Origin of the sequence: Amedibacillus dolichus DSM 3991, assembly GCF_000154285.1 — a bacterium.
Lineage (GTDB): Bacteria > Bacillota_I > Bacilli_A > Erysipelotrichales > Erysipelotrichaceae > Amedibacillus > Amedibacillus dolichus.
The window spans coordinates 101,777-119,342 of the sequence record NZ_DS483474.1 but is presented as its reverse complement, the minus strand read 5'-3'; the positions used below and the strand labels follow the sequence as shown (position 1 = coordinate 119,342).

The 17,566-nt window shown below is 35.4% G+C and carries 10 protein-coding genes and 1 pseudogene; 10 read left to right on the top strand and 1 reads right to left on the bottom strand.

Going from position 1 to position 17,566, the window contains the following annotated elements; translation table 11 throughout:
• Position 1 precedes the first annotated feature (1 nt).
• From EUBDOL_RS03560 to EUBDOL_RS03535, 6 genes and pseudogenes are all read left to right on the top strand, one after another.
• Complete coding sequence (locus tag EUBDOL_RS03560) at positions 2 to 1,228, top strand: pyridoxal phosphate-dependent aminotransferase (protein ID WP_022419733.1); 1,227 nt, start codon at positions 2 to 4, stop codon at positions 1,226 to 1,228.
• Between the two features lie 629 nt (positions 1,229 to 1,857).
• Positions 1,858 to 2,076, top strand: a pseudogene (locus tag EUBDOL_RS11930) (Rrf2 family transcriptional regulator); the annotation flags it as partial.
• Between the two features lie 23 nt (positions 2,077 to 2,099).
• On the top strand, positions 2,100 to 9,827 hold the full coding sequence (locus EUBDOL_RS03550) for a Cna B-type domain-containing protein (protein ID WP_004798568.1): 7,728 nt from the start codon (positions 2,100 to 2,102) through the stop codon (positions 9,825 to 9,827).
• Entirely contained in the window at positions 9,811 to 11,247 is a 1,437-nt protein-coding gene (locus tag EUBDOL_RS03545; protein WP_004798566.1) for a SpaH/EbpB family LPXTG-anchored major pilin, read from the top strand. The genes EUBDOL_RS03550 and EUBDOL_RS03545 overlap by 17 nt, the downstream gene beginning before the upstream one ends.
• A gap of 8 nt (positions 11,248 to 11,255) precedes the next feature.
• Entirely contained in the window at positions 11,256 to 12,104 is an 849-nt protein-coding gene (locus tag EUBDOL_RS03540) for a class C sortase (RefSeq protein ID WP_004798564.1), read from the top strand.
• Positions 12,085 to 12,759, top strand: a complete 675-nt coding sequence (locus EUBDOL_RS03535) for a pilin N-terminal domain-containing protein (protein ID WP_004798562.1) — start codon at positions 12,085 to 12,087, stop codon at positions 12,757 to 12,759. Before EUBDOL_RS03540 ends, EUBDOL_RS03535 begins: the two co-directional genes overlap by 20 nt.
• Positions 12,760 to 12,802: 43 nt before the next feature.
• On the opposite strand, the gene EUBDOL_RS03530 is transcribed toward EUBDOL_RS03535, so the two are convergent.
• The gene (locus tag EUBDOL_RS03530; RefSeq protein ID WP_004798560.1) at positions 12,803 to 13,357 is read right to left on the bottom strand and encodes a hypothetical protein; all 555 of its coding nucleotides are present in this window, start codon (positions 13,355 to 13,357) and stop codon (positions 12,803 to 12,805) included.
• Positions 13,358 to 13,514: 157 nt separating this feature from the next.
• On the opposite strand from EUBDOL_RS03530, the gene metK reads away from it, so the two are divergent.
• The 4 genes from metK to EUBDOL_RS03510 all read left to right on the top strand — a co-directional run bounded on the left by metK (position 13,515) and on the right by EUBDOL_RS03510 (position 17,476).
• The gene (metK, locus tag EUBDOL_RS03525; RefSeq protein ID WP_004798558.1) at positions 13,515 to 14,687 is read left to right on the top strand and encodes a methionine adenosyltransferase; all 1,173 of its coding nucleotides are present in this window, start codon (positions 13,515 to 13,517) and stop codon (positions 14,685 to 14,687) included.
• A 554-nt stretch (positions 14,688 to 15,241) separates the two neighbouring features.
• On the top strand, positions 15,242 to 15,463 hold the full coding sequence (locus EUBDOL_RS11180) for a dihydrofolate reductase family protein (protein ID WP_328284341.1): 222 nt from the start codon (positions 15,242 to 15,244) through the stop codon (positions 15,461 to 15,463).
• Positions 15,464 to 15,591: 128 nt separating this feature from the next.
• Positions 15,592 to 15,891, top strand: coding sequence for an aspartyl beta-hydroxylase (locus EUBDOL_RS03515; RefSeq protein ID WP_040463027.1), 300 nt, complete (start codon positions 15,592 to 15,594; stop codon positions 15,889 to 15,891).
• The gene (locus EUBDOL_RS03510; RefSeq protein WP_004798552.1) at positions 15,884 to 17,476 is read left to right on the top strand and encodes an ABC1 kinase family protein; all 1,593 of its coding nucleotides are present in this window, start codon (positions 15,884 to 15,886) and stop codon (positions 17,474 to 17,476) included. Before EUBDOL_RS03515 ends, EUBDOL_RS03510 begins: the two co-directional genes overlap by 8 nt.
• Positions 17,477 to 17,566: the final 90 nt, after the last annotated feature.

The window sequence follows — 17,566 nt, the reverse complement described above, 5'->3', positions numbered from 1 at the left end:
CATGAGCTTTGTAAAACGTAAGGTAGATAAGACACCGATTGAGGATACCGTATTTGCGATTGTTAAAAAAGCAAAGGAGGATAAGGAGCGTGTCGGAGCAGAAAATGTTGTCGATGCGACCATTGGTTCTTTATATAATGAAGAAGGCAGCATCGTAGCCTTCGATAGTGTATTTACACCCTACAATCAGATTGCTAAGGAAACAAAGGCAGCTTATGCCTCCAGCTTTGTTGGAAACGAGTCTTTTCGCAAGCAGGTGTATGAATGGGTTGTAGGAAATCGCTCGGCATTAGCACATAGCGTGATTGCGACACCCGGAGGAACCGGAGCTGTTGCGCTAAGCGTACAAGAAATATTAGATGAGGGAGAAACACTGGTAATTCCGGAAATTGCATGGGGTTCTTATCGTTTGATGGCAGCCATGAATAATGTAGAGGTTGCTACTTACTCTTTGTTTGAAGACGATCATTTTAATATGAAAAGCTTTAAAGAGGTATGTGAAAGAGTCATGCAGAAGCAAAAGAAGCTATTGGTGGTCATCAATGATCCATGCCATAACCCAACCGGTTACTCCTTAAGCATGGAGGAATGGAAGGAAATCGTTGCTTTCTTAAATAGTTGTGCAAAGCATGGTGAGGTTGTATTGTTAAATGATATTGCCTATATTGATTATTCCTATGATTTAGAGCATTGTCGTGATTATATCTCTTGCTTCGACGCTTTCGATGAAAAAGTGATGTGTGTGATTGCATTTAGTTGCAGTAAATCTTTAACCTCCTATGGCTTACGTTGTGGTGCGGCGATTTTAATGGCGAAAACACAACAGCTTGTACGAGATGTAGAAATCGTATTTGAAAAAGCCGCAAGAGCAACATGGTCGAATATTCCTAATGCTGCCATGGATAATTTTACGCAAGTTACTACAACGAATGTAGAAGCCTATATAAAGGAAAAAGCAAAGTATATTGCTTTATTGAAGGAGCGAAGCGATATCTTCATGAAAGAAGCTAAGGAATGCGGACTGGCATGTTATCCATATAAAGAGGGCTTCTTTGTAACAGTAGCCATGGATAATGAAACACGTGATTGCTACCATGAAGCTTTAATGAAGGAGCATATCTTTACCGTTAAGGTAAATAAGGGAATTCGTGTTGCTGTATGCAGCTTAAGCGTTACAGCAATCAAGGGTTTAGCAAAACGAATGAAGGAAATCCTAGATACGTTATAAAACACCGCAAGGTGTTTTCTTTTATGCTTCTAAGGTGTATGTAAATAAAATGAGCATATTTGTAACACCGATATTGCTAACACTAATAAGACATAAGGAAAAGAATTTGATGAAATCTATCAATTATGGTAAGTGAATAAAAATTGGTAAATGTGAAGGCAGAAGCCTATTACATATAAATCATAATACTTTAAATAAATAGATAAAAAATTAAATCATAACGTTTTTTCAATAAAAAGTACACATTTTTTACCAAATTATTGTTTTTTGGAAAATTATGTATTATCATATTAAATGACTTAATAAGCCATATATTTAAGCTTAGAAGATACTGGTAAAAAATGTGTACATTATAAACCATTAAATAAAAGGGTGAAAAATCCGTTTGTTTTTTTGCGATATACATACCCTGACATGTTTGGTTATAGAAAAATTGGAGGATTTATATGCAATTGAATATAACAACAGACTATGCAATTAGAATTGTTTTATATCTAGCTACATCACAAGGCAAATCAACTTCAAAAGAGTTACCAGAGAATTTGTGTATCCCTTAGCATTATATATTAAAGGTAACCAAAAAGTTAGAAAATGAAAAATTGATAAATGTATAGAATGGAAAAAATGGTGGATTTTCCATTGCGAAAGACAAAGCGCAGATTAACTTATTAGATATTATAAAATTGATGGAACCTACCATTAAGATAAACCGATGTTTAGAACCGGATAAGTATTGTAGTCGATGTGCAACAGAATATTGTTCTGTTAGAAAAACTTATTGTTTTCTACAAAAAATTATGGAGGAAAGATTATCTTCAATTACTGTTGAAGAAATATTGAAACAATAGTTTGTTATAAGGGGAATGAAAGAATGAAAAAGACAAAAGCGACACGATTATTATTGTTGATGTTGAGTTTAGTAGTGGCTTTCTCTTCATTTAATGTATATGAGATTTCAGATAAAAATATATATGCTGAAGTAAATGAGAATGAAGATTATATAGCTCCGGCTGAATTATCTGAGGACTATTCACATTTATATAAGGACGAAGCAATTCATATTTATAATCTTGAACAATTAAAAGCCATAGGTACTAATCAAAAAGTTAAGGATTTGGACGAAACAAAAGAAGGCTTTGGTTTGGGAAAGGATATTGTTGTTGATAATCAAACAATTACATATTCATTAGACGCAACTTACATATTAGAAAACGATATTGCATTAAATGGAGAAAAATGGAATTTGCCAGAAGGATTTAATGGTTCATTTCTTAGTAAACAAGAAACAGGCTCCCCTCAATTATATGATGAAGATACAGATACTATTTACATATATAATTCATATCAATTAGATTTGATACAAAGTGATTCAGCTTCATTAGAACCGATATTATCATTAGATTATGATGTAACTCTATTTGGACAAGGCAAATTGATCTATCCGAATAATTCACAAGATTATGTAACATATAGCAATGAACATACTTATGTTCTTTCAAAAAACTTTACTGCTTTACGACCTGCAACTGAGGCAATAAAAGTACAAAAAGAACAAGAAGAAAAGAAACAAGAAATAGAGGTTTTGCAGAATAACAGATGGGGAAATGCAGAGTTATCCGGTAGAGATTATATAGGACAGGTGTATAAAGAACTAAATGGTATAAGGTACATTTTAATTGGTAATGAACAACAATTAAGAGCAATCGGGACAAATCAATCAGTAACACCTACTTTGTTTTTATATAAGAAACCAGCGTTAGGAATTGGATCTGGAACATATAAACCTCTTTATCCGGGAGATGCGGATTTTAATACCGAGATTACCTATGATGGCGATAAGTTTAAATACTACGAAGATAAGAACAGTTCAAATAAACTTATGCACATTGATTACAATAAAGGATTATTAGATTCAGTTGTTGATATTTTAGGTAGTATTCTCGGGTTGTTATTAGGAGAATCCGAAATCGTCGGATATAATCACGAAACGAATCAACCTGATAAAAATATTGATGAAAGTAAAATAAAGGCGGAGTATAAAGATTTAAAGTATTCCAGTGATGCGAATTATATTATTTTTAGAGATATTGACTTAAATAACGTTGAGTGGAAGCCATTGATGTTTAGTGGCACAATGGTCGGTGCTGTTTCTGAAGATAAAAATGCTGAAAGTACTTTATGGAATGATAGTGGAATTGTAAATACAAGGCAATCTGTAATTTCTAATATTACAGTTAATCAAACTTCTCCGATCGACATAAAAGAACAATCAGGTGTAGGATTTTTTGGAAGTATCATGTCAAAATCTACTCAAAAAATAGGTGTTGTAGACCAACAAGTTTCTGTAAAGAATATAAAGCTTCAAAATATTTCTGTAACAAATGCAACTAGCGAGATTGTGGATCGTAGAGGATTAATACAAGAACTTTTAGATCTTTTGAAGCCAATTTTAGGTATCTTGTTAGGGGATCTTGGAGATGTGTTAGGAAATTTACTGAATCCTAATGGTGATGGAGATCCAAGTGTTTTTGCGACTGGTTCATTTGCAGGTAGAATTAGCGGTGATGTATCTGTCGAAGATTGTGTTGTAGAAAATGTAATAAAAATAAGTAACGTAAATGACTTAACCGGTGGCTTTGTCGGGCATGTTGAAGGAATTACAGAATATGGTGGCTTACAAGATGCTTTAGGAACCCTTACTACGATTCTAGAAGAAATTTTAAATATTATTCCTTTTGTAGATTTAGGGACATTGATTGAGGTACTCTTAGATGGAAACATTATTGATTTAAACAAACTTATTCCAACCGGCTATAAAAGCCCAACCATTTCGAATTGTTATCTTGATAATAGTGGCAATAATTTATCAGTCGGAAATATAGCATATAATTATCAAGGAGGTTTTGTTGGAAAAGCAGTTGGAACACAAATCAAAAATTCTTCAATCAAAGCGAATAGTTTAACTGTTGAAGGAAAAAATATGGCAGGTGGATTTGCGGGATATAGCGCAAATGCTGAATTAGTCGGGGTGTTAAATGGTTTAGGTATAGAATTATTCAACGCATTTCAACTTAATACATTTTTGTTAAACGGTCGTGTAGAAACCAATAATTTAAGTGTTCATGCAAATGAAAAGTATGGTGGAGGAATCAGCGGGGCGTTAGCAAACAGTTTTATCGTTGATTGCAGTGTATCTGGAACAACCAATATTACAGCCGATTCTTATGCCGGTGGAATTAGTGGAATTGCGGCTTTAGGACAATCAATCTCTTTAAAAGATTTCTATACTGGAAAAAAGGACTTAACAGGATTATTAGGAAGTTTATTAAGTGGGATATTAACGCAAGATGAAGAAAATGTATTGCTGTCTTTAACAGGGATTAGTCCGAGTGTCCTAGCTGGAAATGAAATAACAGGTTCATTAACTGTCAAAGCAAATGATAAGTATGCCGGAGGAATGGTTGGTCAAGGAGATGGCGTAAAAATTATTTCTTCTTCTGACTTAAAAGTAAAATCCTATGTTTGGAAAAATGTAATAGGTGAATTAAATTACACAGTATTAGGAAGAAAGAATACGATCTCTAATTTAAAAGAAATTTCCGCTCAATCTCGTAGTGGTGGAGTTATCGGAGAAGCAAAAACAGCAAGTGCCGGAGGAATCTTAAATAAAACTTTAGGAATTGGAAATTTCTTAGGGTTTGAAATTGAAAATATAACGATATCGAGCATTAATGCACCGGGAATTATTCATGCAACCCAAGACTATGCAGGTGGATTTGCAGGTAAAGCAATGGGTGGAACAGTTTCAAATGTGCATATCAGTGAACTTCAAAAAGTAGAAGCAAACAATTATGCAGGTGGATTTGCTGGTTATGGTGGAACTGGAAGTTTAGCTGAAACCGGGGCATTGAATATACTTGGTTTAGTTAAAATAGCAAACTTGCTTGATCTGGCACAAGGGCTTGTCTTGGATATTAGCGAATGTGATGTGCAGGGAACAACAAATGGATTTACAGTAAAAGCATTAGGAACAAAAACATCTGATGTTGATGTAACAAAATATTATGCCGGTGGATTTATCGGAAAATCAACAAGTGTACATATTCGTAATTCTCATGTAAAAGGACTAAAAGATGTTACAGCTGATGGGATAAGCGGATATGCCGGAGGTTTTGCAGGTGCAACAGAAACCGGAGGCTTAGCTGATGCTGCTAATAAGGATACAGAGGCACTAAAGCTTTTAGGAATTAATGGCTTGTTAAATGCTGTTCCATATTTGGTTTCTGATTTTAAAAATACAACCGTTGCTTACCAACCGGAATCTGCAGAGGTTGCGCAAGTACGTGCAGCTTATGCCGGTGGTTTTATCGGAGAAATGCAAAGCGGATATATAGATAACAAAGGGTTAGATAAGCCTTATGCAGTATCTAATATATTAAATGTTAAAGGAACATATTATGCCGGTGGATTTGGTGGAAAAATCTATTCGGGCGGTTTAGCGACTGCCGGGGATTTATCCATTTTAAATGGACTCTTAAACATTAATGCCAGTAACCTGTTAAGTGTTTTAAACGTCTATATTCCAATCATCAATTCAGCAGGGGTTTCTTCAAATGGACTTATTGTTGAAGTAACTTCAACAGATGAAAATGATAGTAATTCCGGTAGTGCCGGAGGTTATGTCGGATATGGAAGTGGATTAAAAATCAGCAATTCCCATGTAAATCAGTTAAGACATACAACGGTTAAAGCGCCAAGTGATTTAAATAGCAATGATGGATCTTCCTATTTTTCTGATCAATCAAAATATGCAATCAAAGGATTACGATATGCCGGTGGTTATGTTGGTAAATTAGATATAGGAAGCTCGGCTGCGTTAGGTTCAGGGTTAGGCGTTCTTGGTAATGTTTTAGGTTTAAATGATGTAACACAAGCGTTAGATGTTGTGGCATCACAAATTGAACATTCAAATGTTTTAGGTGAAGTAGGAGGATATTCCGTACTTGCTAACTTCAAAGCTGGCAATGATCTACAAGGTCATTCCGGTGGATATGCAGGATCGATTGATGGTTCATCGCTTCAAGATTGCAATGCTTATAATTTTGAATATATTATCGGTCAAGAAACGGCCGGTGGATATGTTGGTAGAATGCAACCGGGAAATGTGGCAAGCGTTATAGGAAATGCTGATATTTTAGGCGGTTTATTAGAGGTTGAAGGAAATCTGTTATCAATTCTTCAATCATTTATCCCAATGATTTACAATTCAGAAACCACATCTGTTCCTTGTGGTGGTGCAGTTCGTGCAAATGCTGCTAGTGATGAAACACGTGAAAGAGGTTTGGCTGGTGGTTATGTTGGACATAACATTGGTGGAAGAATCGAAGGAATGTCTGAAAGGGAATGGAATAAAAAGAAGCCTACTGTTTTAAAAGAAAATGCAGCAGTGCGTATTCGAAATGTCTATGGATATGAATTCACCGGTGGTTTTAGTGGCCGAACAGAAAATGCAAATGTTGCAGATACAGGAAATTTGCATATTTTATTTGGTATTATCAATATTAGCAATCCTTTGTCTGCTCTTGGAGCTGTTTATTCTACGGAAACAAACACAGCGGTATATGGACCATTAAGAAAATTAACCGTTGATGTATGGAACGCTTGGGTAGGAGTAGTTGGAGTCAATGGAGCATACGGTCAGCAGCTACAAGAATTAGGAAAAGTAGAAACACAAGAACAGTTAAATGGAATTATTGAAAAATATGCTTATGGATATGATGTTAAGGCTGCTAGAGAAATCGCAGGTACATTAGCAACGCAAGGTGGCAGTGCCGGTGGTTATGTTGGAAGAATGGACGGAGGAGTTGTAACTTCCGGGCAAGCACACGATATAAAATTAGTTACTGCTTATCGAAGCAGTGGCGGGTTTGTCGGTGAGATGTCAAGTGCCGGTGTAGCCAATGTCGGTGGCATTCAAATAGGAGATCTTGATGTTGTAGGTTCTTTACCGGTGTTACAGACGTTTGTACCGGTGATTAAGACTTCCTCTGCTTACGGCTATCGTTCAGGAGCAACGATCCTTGCTAACGGAACGGATTTAAAAAATCAACAAGGAAATGCCGGTGGTTTTGCAGGTATCATCATCGGTGGTCAAATCGAAGGAAAAGAAGATAATTTCTGTTCGATTGAAAAATTAAAAACAGTCAAAGGAACCAATACGATCGGCGGCTTTGTCGGAAGTATCCTTTCAGGAAGTGCTGCAGAAGTAAATATCGGTTCAAATGACGGATTGCTTCCGATATTATTAAAACCTATTTTAGGAAATCCGGATAAGTTAGCTTCTTTATTAAATGCAACAGTATCTACAATAAAATATGCCAAAGTAGATGCATGGGATAATTGGGGTATTACAATTGACGGAAGATATCAAAAAGAAAATGATCCAAACACGCAATATACCTATGCAAGCGGTGGTTTTGCAGGAAATATGAGTGGAGCGGTATTAGGCGATAAAGGTAGCAATAGCGATTCATTGATTGTAAACAATATAAGAAAAGTAATTGGCGGAGAACACGTTGGCGGTTTCTTTGGACTAGCTGATGTGGCAGCCGTTGCTGAAGTAGGGGACAATGCATCAAATGGTATTTTAGGTCTCATTAAACTAGGTGAATTAGATGTACTAGATGCCTTTCGAACATATATTTATCATGCATCAGTGCGTGGATCAACTGAGCATGGTCTAATTGTCAGTGCCAATACGCAAAACGAAGCAGGTGGCTTTGAAAGTACAGTACAAACGGGAAATACCGGAGGTTTTGGCGGAAGCTTATTAAACGGATCTGTAAAAAATGCAAGCGTTACGAATTTGAATCAAGTAAATGCATTAAATTATAGCGGTGGTTTTATCGGACATCTTGGAAAAAGCGGAGTTGTTGATTTAGATAAAGCAGCAACCGGAGGCGCACTTACCGGCTTGTTAAATGCCACAGCTGGAGTGTTGGATAACTTTGGTTCTCATTGTGATGATTGTAAGGTTGATGGAATCCAAGAAGGTTTTCTTGTAAATTCACAAAACGGAAAGGAATCTATTTCCGGTGGGTTTGCAGGTCTTGCGGATCTTGCAAAAATAAATAATAGTCATGTTACAAACATCAAGAAGGTAAACAGTGATCAAATTGCCGGCGGGTTTGTTGGAAGAACAACATTCTCTTACTTGGCAGATATTGATGCTGGTTCCACTACATTATTAAATCCTGTTTTGAGTATTGTAAATAAATTATTGGATATTTTATATGTTGGTGATTTGCAAAACTTAGGTGTAATTGATTTAGGTCTTGGAAAACTTTTAGAGATCAAATTGTTAAGTGATGGAAAAACACTTTCCGTAACACTTCTAGGATTACCGATTTCTGTTGCTTTAGTAAGAAACAACGGAGATGGAACAAGTGATCTAGCTCAAATACATATTGGGGACAGTTATATTGAGATACCTTGTACAAGTACAGAGGGAAATCATATAAGTGAGGAAGATAAGAAGAATATCAATATCGGATTAATCAAATCCAATCGTACAAGTATTAAAAATTCTTCAATTACAGGAATTTCAATTGGCTATGATGTTTTTGGTGGCGGTGCAAATGATGAAAAAGATGGCACAGATCAAGAAGGATATGCCGGTGGTTTTGTAGGCTATAATGATGAAGGATTATTTGAAAATAATCAAATGTATTATGCAGATACCATTTGTGGTATAAAAGATAAGGTTGGTCCGTTTGTAGGAGAAACTTCCTTAGATTCAGCATACGATTTTAATACAGTTGAAAATATTGAAGGAAATCACAATGGATATCGTGTTTATCGTGATCATAACGAGTTAACTTCTCTTATAGTCGGTGGTAAAACGATAACTGCAGAATCATCGAATATAAATTGGAATGAGTTTGTAATTTCACATATTAATGATATAGATAAATATGTTAAGTTCGAAAATGCTATTCTTTCTAGCGTTGGTATACAGGAAAAAGCAGGGGTTTATGTTTCATCAGCAAAAGCAGTATTGATGGAAGATAAAAAAACATCGGATAATGAGGAAAATTTAACTCCACCGCCATCTGATATGCAAGATCCTTGCGATGAGTTAATCAATTTAACAATCAACAAGATTTGGAAAGATTTTGGCAATTTTGAAAATATTCGCCCAGCTCAAATCGAACTTCTTTTAACAAGAACATACGAAGCAAATGGCACAGTGGTTAAAGATGAACAATTTGAACAGACGATTATAGTAAAACCATCAGATGATATGCAAAATATATGGCGAGAGACTGTGAAAGGATTAGAAGCCTATAAAGTATTAGATGGTGGTACACACGCTTATTATACCTATCAATTAAGTGAAAAAAAGGTTGATGGCTATTCGACAACAATAGAGAGTTCAGAAGATGGATTCACTATTACGATTACCAATTCACATATTCCATTTTTACCTGATACAGGTGGAATAGGAACGTATGTATTTACCTTAGTAGGTATGATAGGTATAGCAGCAGTATTTTATAGTTTAAAGAAAGGAAGAAAGAAAAATGAAAGACATGCTTAAAAAACTAGGAACACTTGCACTTACATTTGTTGTTATGTTCTCTATGGTAACAAATGTATTTGCCGCAACACAAGGAACAATTACCTTGCACACAGGGAAACACAATGTTAACGGAGTGGAATTTAAGGTTTATAAGATGATGAATGCCACTGTTACAGCAGATGGGGAATCAGCAGCTTATACGATTGCAGATAATTTTAGAAAATTCTTTACGCAAAATAGTTATGCTACTGATGAACAGGCATATAACTATATTAAAAAAAATGTAAAGACTGCGGTTTTTCAAAATAAAGTGAAAGAATATGTTAAAACCGAAAACTTAGTTGCTGTTGAAACATTAATAGGGACAGATGCCAAAACATATACTATCGAGAATTTAGATGCAGGATATTATGTTATTATCCCTAGTGGTGAAAACTATACTCCAATGTTTACAACAGTCGCAAAAGCCACTCAAGATGTTTATCTAAAAGGGAAAACTCCTGATGTAGATAAAACTGTTGATGGAGATAAATGGAATTCTGCTCAAGTTGGAGATCCTATTCGATTCAAAGTTGAGTCTATGGTTCCAAACATGACAGGATTTGATAAATATACTTTTAAATTAACAGATACTATGAGTTCAGGATTAACAGTAACAAAAGAAACATTAAATGAAAAAGTTACAATCGGTAATAAACAACTTACAGACACTGAGTATACAGTAACAGTTAAAGGACAAGAAATTACTATCGAAATTAATGACTTTATTAAATATAAAGATCAAGCAAATGAAGCTATCGTATTTGAATATGATGCAGTGTTAAATGAAAACGCAGTTACTGCTGGTAAAGAAACCAATACTGCAAATGTTGAATATGGAAATGATCCTGATCATTTAACTCAGGGAACTCCAGATAAAGTAATTGTAAGAACACATAATTTGACTATTACAAAGAAAAATGGAGATGGAACTGAAACATTAGCAGGAGCAGAATTCAACTTATATAGAGGAACTGATACAAATGGTGATCCAATTGAATTTGTTGATTTAAGAAATGGTGAATATAGAGTTGCTACTGATGCAGATAATCAATTAACTAAAACATCTACATTAGTATCACCAACTAACGGTAAAATTACTGTTAAGGGGTTAGATGATGGAAAATATACATTAGTGGAAACAAAAGCACCAGATGGATATAACAAATTAACAACTCCTACAACTATCACAATTGAAGCATCTTCTGATAATAATGGAACTGATGTTACAGTAACTGGTAACGATGTAACAGTAAATAACAACAAAGGTTCATTATTACCGGAAACCGGTGGAATGGGTACAGTGTTATTTACCGTTGTTGGTGTAGGAGGAATCTTAGCAGTTTTATATTCATTTATGAAATCAAATAAAAAGAATAAATTAAATGAAAATAAATAACACATATTATGAATAGAAAAAAGAGAATTTTTGATGGAATCAGGGTCATAGCATTATTGTTTTTTGTTGGTGTATTGCTCTATCCCACAGTTAGTGATTATTTGTCAAGAATTCATAGCTCCAAAGTCATTCAATCGTATGAAAAATCTATTGTAGGATTGGATCAAGAGACAAAAAATAAAATGCTTCAAGAAGCACAAGCATACAATTCCTCTTTGATAGGAAAAGGGGAATTGTATGATCCTTTTATGAGTATTGAAAAAGTAGATAAGTATTACATGAGTTTGCTTAATTCTAATGGAGATGGAGTCATGGGATATATTCAGATTCCTAGAATTGACGTTAAATTACCAATCTACCATACTACTTCAGATAAGGTCTTACAAAAAGGAGTCGGACATTTACAAGGAACTTCTTTACCGGTTGGGGGTAAGAGTACCCATGTGGCTTTATCAGGTCATAGAGGCTTGCCAAGCTCCAGTTTGTTTACGGATTTAGATTTGTTAGAAATTGGAGATATTTTCTATATGGAAGTGCTGGGAAATACAAGTGCTTATAAAATTGATCAAATCAAGATCGTCTTACCAACAGAAACAAAAGATCTTGAAATTATAGATGGAAAAGACTATGTAACATTGATTACTTGTACTCCTTATTCTGTCAATACTCATCGATTGTTAGTTAGAGGAACAAGGATTGATTATCAAAAAGCGGTTGAAGAACAAGCCAATGAAGTTAATAACGGAATTCATATACCGTTTGAAATTCAAATTCTTCTCATTGGGTTTACAGTTTTAGCATTAATGCTTTTGTTATGGAAGGTAAGGAGGAAAAAACATGAAGTGGTTAGTAAATAAAAATCATTTGAAAATCATAATCATTTGTATGCTATTTATCTTTTTGCCTACAAGAACAGTTTTTGCTAAAGAAAATATAGGCTCCATTTCTCTGTATGCTCATTATCTTGATGATGGTAAACTCATTGAGTTTGTCGATATGCCATTTCAAATTGTTAAAGTTGCAGATATTGTTAACGGAGAATTTGTCAATGTGGAAGATTTTAAATATTTCAAGAATATTTCTACAAATATGAATGCATCACAAATGAAAAAAACAAGTTATGAATTACAAGCATATATGAAAAGTGAGAATATTTCATTTAGTGAAGAAAAAAATACGAATAACAATGGAGTTGTTCAATTTTCTAATTTAAATTTAGGCTTATATTTAGTGTCTCAAAAAGAGAGTGATGATAGTAAATATTGTTCAGAACCTTTTTTAATATCCATACCTATGATTGAAGATAGCAGTGAGATATTTAATGTCTATTCTAAGCCAAAATTTATTGAGAAAAATGAGAACGAAGTTCCTATTTCTCCTAATGTTCCAGATAGTTCAGTTGGAACAGGTGATAACACGAATATAACATTATGGATAGTATTATTATTAGTTTCAGGATTAGCTATGTTAAGTGTTATAAGAAAGCTAGCTGTGAAAAAGAAAAAAGCATAATTTGTTAACTATGCTTATATGAAAACTAGTATATAAAATAAGCTTAAATGTTGCCCATATACCATCGTTCACTGTTTGGATAAGCAAAATAAACCTCATCAATAAGCCATTTGTTATCCATAAAACGAAGGATAAAGCGATCCTTTTGTTGAAGATTAGAGAAATCTTCAGCTATAATTTCGATGGTATGCTCATTAGTAAATGTAACTGATAAGCGACAACCGTTGTTGATGTAATGAAATCGTGCCGGAGTCGCAAAGGTTTCGGCATAACCACGTTGTAATAGTTTAGGGGAACAAAGAGGTGTAGCCAGCTTTTCAAATTGTTCATGATAATGAATCCATAACTTTTCAATCTCTGGTGTACGTGCGAAATCAGATAAACCGTCCTCGAGCTTTTCACGCTCTAGGATTTGACTTTTGCGCTGAGTATTTTCTTCCAATCTTGTAATATCACGCAGAAAGGCAATAAAGGTAGGTAAAATCTCTCTTTTCAATGCTTCCGGTTGATTGTCAGAAGCTTCAATGATAAGCGTAGGCTCCGTTTTTTCAGCTGATGCCGTTGCCTTGCTTTGCTTTTTCTTTCGAAATAATCCCATGATAGACACCTCCGAATAGGAAAAGTATAGCACGAATTGGGCATTATGGAACAGCAGCTTTTTTATCTTCGTAACAAGTATGCTAGGAAAGTAGCGAAATAGATTGAAATTTCCCTTTAAAGTGTTAGAATAAAGTAGCAAAAGTGAGGAAATATATATGGTACAAAAAAAATATTTTACATCGGAATCTGTAACGGAAGGACACCCGGATAAAATCTGCGATCAAATCAGTGATGCGGTGCTTGATGCGATCTTAGCTAAGGATCCAGCTGCTCGTGTAGCTTGTGAAACCTGCTGTACGACAGGTATGGTTATGATTATGGGAGAAATATCTACAAACTGCTATGTGGATATTCCAAGCATTGCACGTAATGTGGTATTGGATATCGGTTATGATCGTGCGAAGTATGGTTTTGATGGAACTACTTGTTCCGTACTTACTTCTATTGATGAGCAGTCAAGCGATATTGCTTTAGGTGTCGATCATTCCTTGGAAACCAAGGAAGGCGGAGAAGAAAATAACGGTGCCGGTGATCAGGGTATGATGTTTGGTTATGCCTGCAATGAAACACCGGAGCTTATGCCGCTTCCGATTTCTTTAGCACACAAGTTAGCTAAGCAATTAACCAAGGTACGTAAAGACGGTGTTTTGGACTATCTTCGTCCTGATGGAAAAACACAGGTTACGATTGAATATGATGATGGGAAACCAAAGCGTGTAGATACGATCGTTATTTCTACACAGCATTCGGATAGTGTTTCTTTAGATACGATTCGTAAAGATTTAAAGAAGCATGTGATTGATGTGATCGTTGATAAGGATATGATGGACGAAGATACGAAAATCTATATCAATCCAACCGGTCGCTTTGTCATCGGTGGTCCACAGGGCGATAGTGGATTGACCGGACGTAAGCTGATTGTTGATACGTATGGCGGAATGGCAAGACATGGCGGTGGTGCCTTCTCCGGAAAAGATCCTACAAAGGTCGATCGCAGTGCTGCTTATGCCGCAAGATATGTTGCGAAGAATATCGTAGCTGCCGGATTAGCAGAAAAATGTGAGGTACAGTTAGCGTATGCTATCGGTGTTGCCAAACCGGTAAGTTTGCTTGTGGATACATACGGTACGGGAAAACTTGATGATGAAAAAATTGCGGAAATCGTAAATAAGGAATTTGATTTACGACCAACTGCAATTATTGAGGAATTGGAGCTGCGTAAACCGATGTATCGTCAGCTAGCTGCTTACGGACACTTTGGTCGTGAGGATTTAGGTGTGAAGTGGGAAAGCGTAGAGCCTGCGGAAAGATTGAAGAAATATTTATAAGCCTGTATGCCAAACATACAGGTTTTTTAATAACCCAATGACGCATATAGACGCACACAGAAGTATGGCGCTTATAAAAAATTTATAAATGAAATGTTTGAAAAAAGCATGCCGGTTTCATTCCTCAATGATATAATACTTTTGAAAGATAACAATAAATTAAGTGTGAGAAAATGAAGAAATTGTATTGTACGAGCTGTGGTACGAAATTAAATATTAAATTTGGAATGATACCACACAAATGTTCTTGTGGAGCTGAATTTAATTTAGTAGATACAAAGAATACCGCGAAAATAATCATAAGTATAATATTCTTTGTAATTTTAATGTTGCCGCCATTTGTTATTATTTATTTCAGTAGACAATATTTTCAAGCGTCGATAATTTTATATACCTTAGCTCTGATTCTCATTATTATCTGGTATCGTATTGTAGAAACGATTTTAATTCGGTTGGGGCTAGTAACCATGTCGAATATTGAAATTAAGTAACAACAATAAAATCTTAAGCATCTTTGAATAAGCCCGTTTCACCAATGAAAATCCTATTGACCTATTAAAAAAGTTGGAAAGGGTATTTGGATATGTAGTGGAGCAAATCTAATCCAACAGCTTGTTAAAGAAGATATTATAGATTGTTATTATATTACTGTTATTCCGACAATTTTAGGTTCAGGCATTCGCCTTTTTGGAGAAACGGATCATGAAATTAAGCTTAAACTGTTAAAAACACAATCATATAATGGCATGACAGATTTAATATATACAAAAAGGTAGCTTTCTGTTGGTTTATATAAGTGATTTAGCATATTTTTCAACAATGACAAATAATAGAAATATTATTTTAAAAAGTGAACTATACTTTAAAAAGTGATAAAATAGAGATAAGAAAAGAGGTGCTGATCATGCTTGATCGTTTAGGAGAAGATGTTAAAAAAGTATTATTAGCCGGTATCGGCGCAGCAGCTTTAACTGCTGAGAAAAGCAAAGATGTGATTGATGAATTGGTAAAGAAAGGAGAATTAACGGTAGAGCAAGGAAAGATCATCAATGAAGAACTAAAGCACGACATTAAAGAAAAACTGAAATTAAAAAAAGATGTAGATCAAATCGGAAAGATGATGGAGGATCTGTCTGCCGAGGAATTGGCTGTATTAAAGGCAAAGCTGGAAGCCTTACAGGATAACGGAGAAGTGAATGAGTGATGCCGGTGCATTAAACAGCAAAAAGAGGCTTGCGCAAATCGTTGCTATTTTGCGCAAGCATCATATTACCCAAGGCTTATCACCAGAAAAGCTGCGACTTATCATTGAGGATTTAGGACCGACCTTTGTTAAAATCGGACAAATCATGTCCACACGTCAGGACATGTTTTCTCAGCGCTATTGTAAAGAATTGAAGAAGCTGAGAAGTAATGTAAACCCACTTCCGTTTGAAACTATTGCACAGGTCATTGAAGAAGAATATGCCTGTGATATTCAAAATGTTTTTGTTAGTATCGAAAAAGATCCGTTGGGAAGTGCTTCGATTGCTCAGGTACATAAGGCAACGCTGAAAAACGGAGAACAGGTTGTTTTAAAGGTGCAAAGACCGCATATCTACGAGATGATGGAACGGGATATATCCCTCATACGCAAGGCATCAAGACTCTTGCGATTATCGGAAATATTAGGCAGTGTTGTGGATATTGATATTGTGCTTGATGAATTTTGGGCAGCGGCAAAGCAGGAAATGGATTTTACGGTAGAAGCCGGTTATGCGATACGCTTTAAAAAGACGTATGAAGATCTGAAATACATTGATGCGCCGATGATTTATCGTGAATATACAACAACACGAGTTTTGATGATGGAGTATATTGACGGAATTGAAATCAGCAACCAAGCTGCCTTGGAAAAAGCCGGTTATGATTGTGAAGAAATTGCGGATAAGTTGGCAGATAATTATATAACCCAAATCATTGATGATGGATTCTTTCATGCCGATCCACATTCCGGAAATCTTCGTATTCGTGATGGCAAAATCATTTGGATTGATTTTGGTATGATGGGAATTTTGGATCCTAAGGATCGAGGGTTAATGAAAGAAGCGGTGCAAACGATTGTTGCCAATGATGTTGCGCGCTTAACCGATGTGGTGTTAACGCTTGGAAATCACGAGGACAGCGTTGATTATTCTACGCTTGTTAATGACATGGAAGAATTTATGGACACCTATCTAACCTTGGAATTATCACAGATTAAAATGGACGTAATGGTACAAGATATTTTCAAGCTTTGTCATAAGCATGGCATATCTATGCCAAAGGGAGTCAGTATGCTGGCACGTGGTATGGTAACCATGGAAAGCACATTGATGGATCTTAGTGATTCTACCAATATGATTCGTATAGCGGCAAATCACATGGCTTCTTCTTTTGATGGTGCAAAAATTAAAAAAGACATCAAAGCATTGGGAAAGAAGCTTTACGATGCCGGTTATCACAGCCTTGATATTCCTGTACAGCTATCACATATTCTTCAAATGACAAAGAAGGGACAATTAAAGCTGAATTTAAATGTTATCGGCAGTGAAGAACCGATTACGAAATTAGATAAGATGGTCAATCGTATCATTATATGTATTTTAGCTGCGGCATTGTTGGTAGGAAGCTCCTTGCTTTGTACTACCGATATGCAGCCAAAGGTATTCGGTATCCCACTGATCGGCTTTATGGGGTATATGAGTGCAACCCTAATGGGCTTATGGCTCTTATTTAAAATGTTAAAGATTCATAAAAAGGATAAGTAGAAAGACTGTGTATCGGCTTTCTCTTGATAATGGATACATAAAACAAAGATTTCCATCATGAAAGAAAACAATCATGTCGGAAATCTTTTT

Bases quoted from the DNA above. Each gene is read 5' to 3' on its own strand.
- EUBDOL_RS03560 (WP_022419733.1), top strand. From the start codon at position 2: ATGAGCTTTGTAAAACGTAAGGTAGATAAGACACCGATTGAGGATACC.
- EUBDOL_RS03550 (WP_004798568.1), top strand. From the start codon at position 2,100: ATGAAAAAGACAAAAGCGACACGATTATTATTGTTGATGTTGAGTTTA.
- EUBDOL_RS03545 (WP_004798566.1), top strand. From the start codon at position 9,811: ATGAAAGACATGCTTAAAAAACTAGGAACACTTGCACTTACATTTGTT.
- EUBDOL_RS03540 (WP_004798564.1), top strand. From the start codon at position 11,256: ATGAATAGAAAAAAGAGAATTTTTGATGGAATCAGGGTCATAGCATTA.
- EUBDOL_RS03535 (WP_004798562.1), top strand. From the start codon at position 12,085: ATGAAGTGGTTAGTAAATAAAAATCATTTGAAAATCATAATCATTTGT.
- EUBDOL_RS03530 (WP_004798560.1), bottom strand. From the start codon at position 13,357: ATGGGATTATTTCGAAAGAAAAAGCAAAGCAAGGCAACGGCATCAGCT.
- metK (WP_004798558.1), top strand. From the start codon at position 13,515: ATGGTACAAAAAAAATATTTTACATCGGAATCTGTAACGGAAGGACAC.
- EUBDOL_RS03515 (WP_040463027.1), top strand. From the start codon at position 15,592: ATGCTTGATCGTTTAGGAGAAGATGTTAAAAAAGTATTATTAGCCGGT.
- EUBDOL_RS03510 (WP_004798552.1), top strand. From the start codon at position 15,884: ATGAGTGATGCCGGTGCATTAAACAGCAAAAAGAGGCTTGCGCAAATC.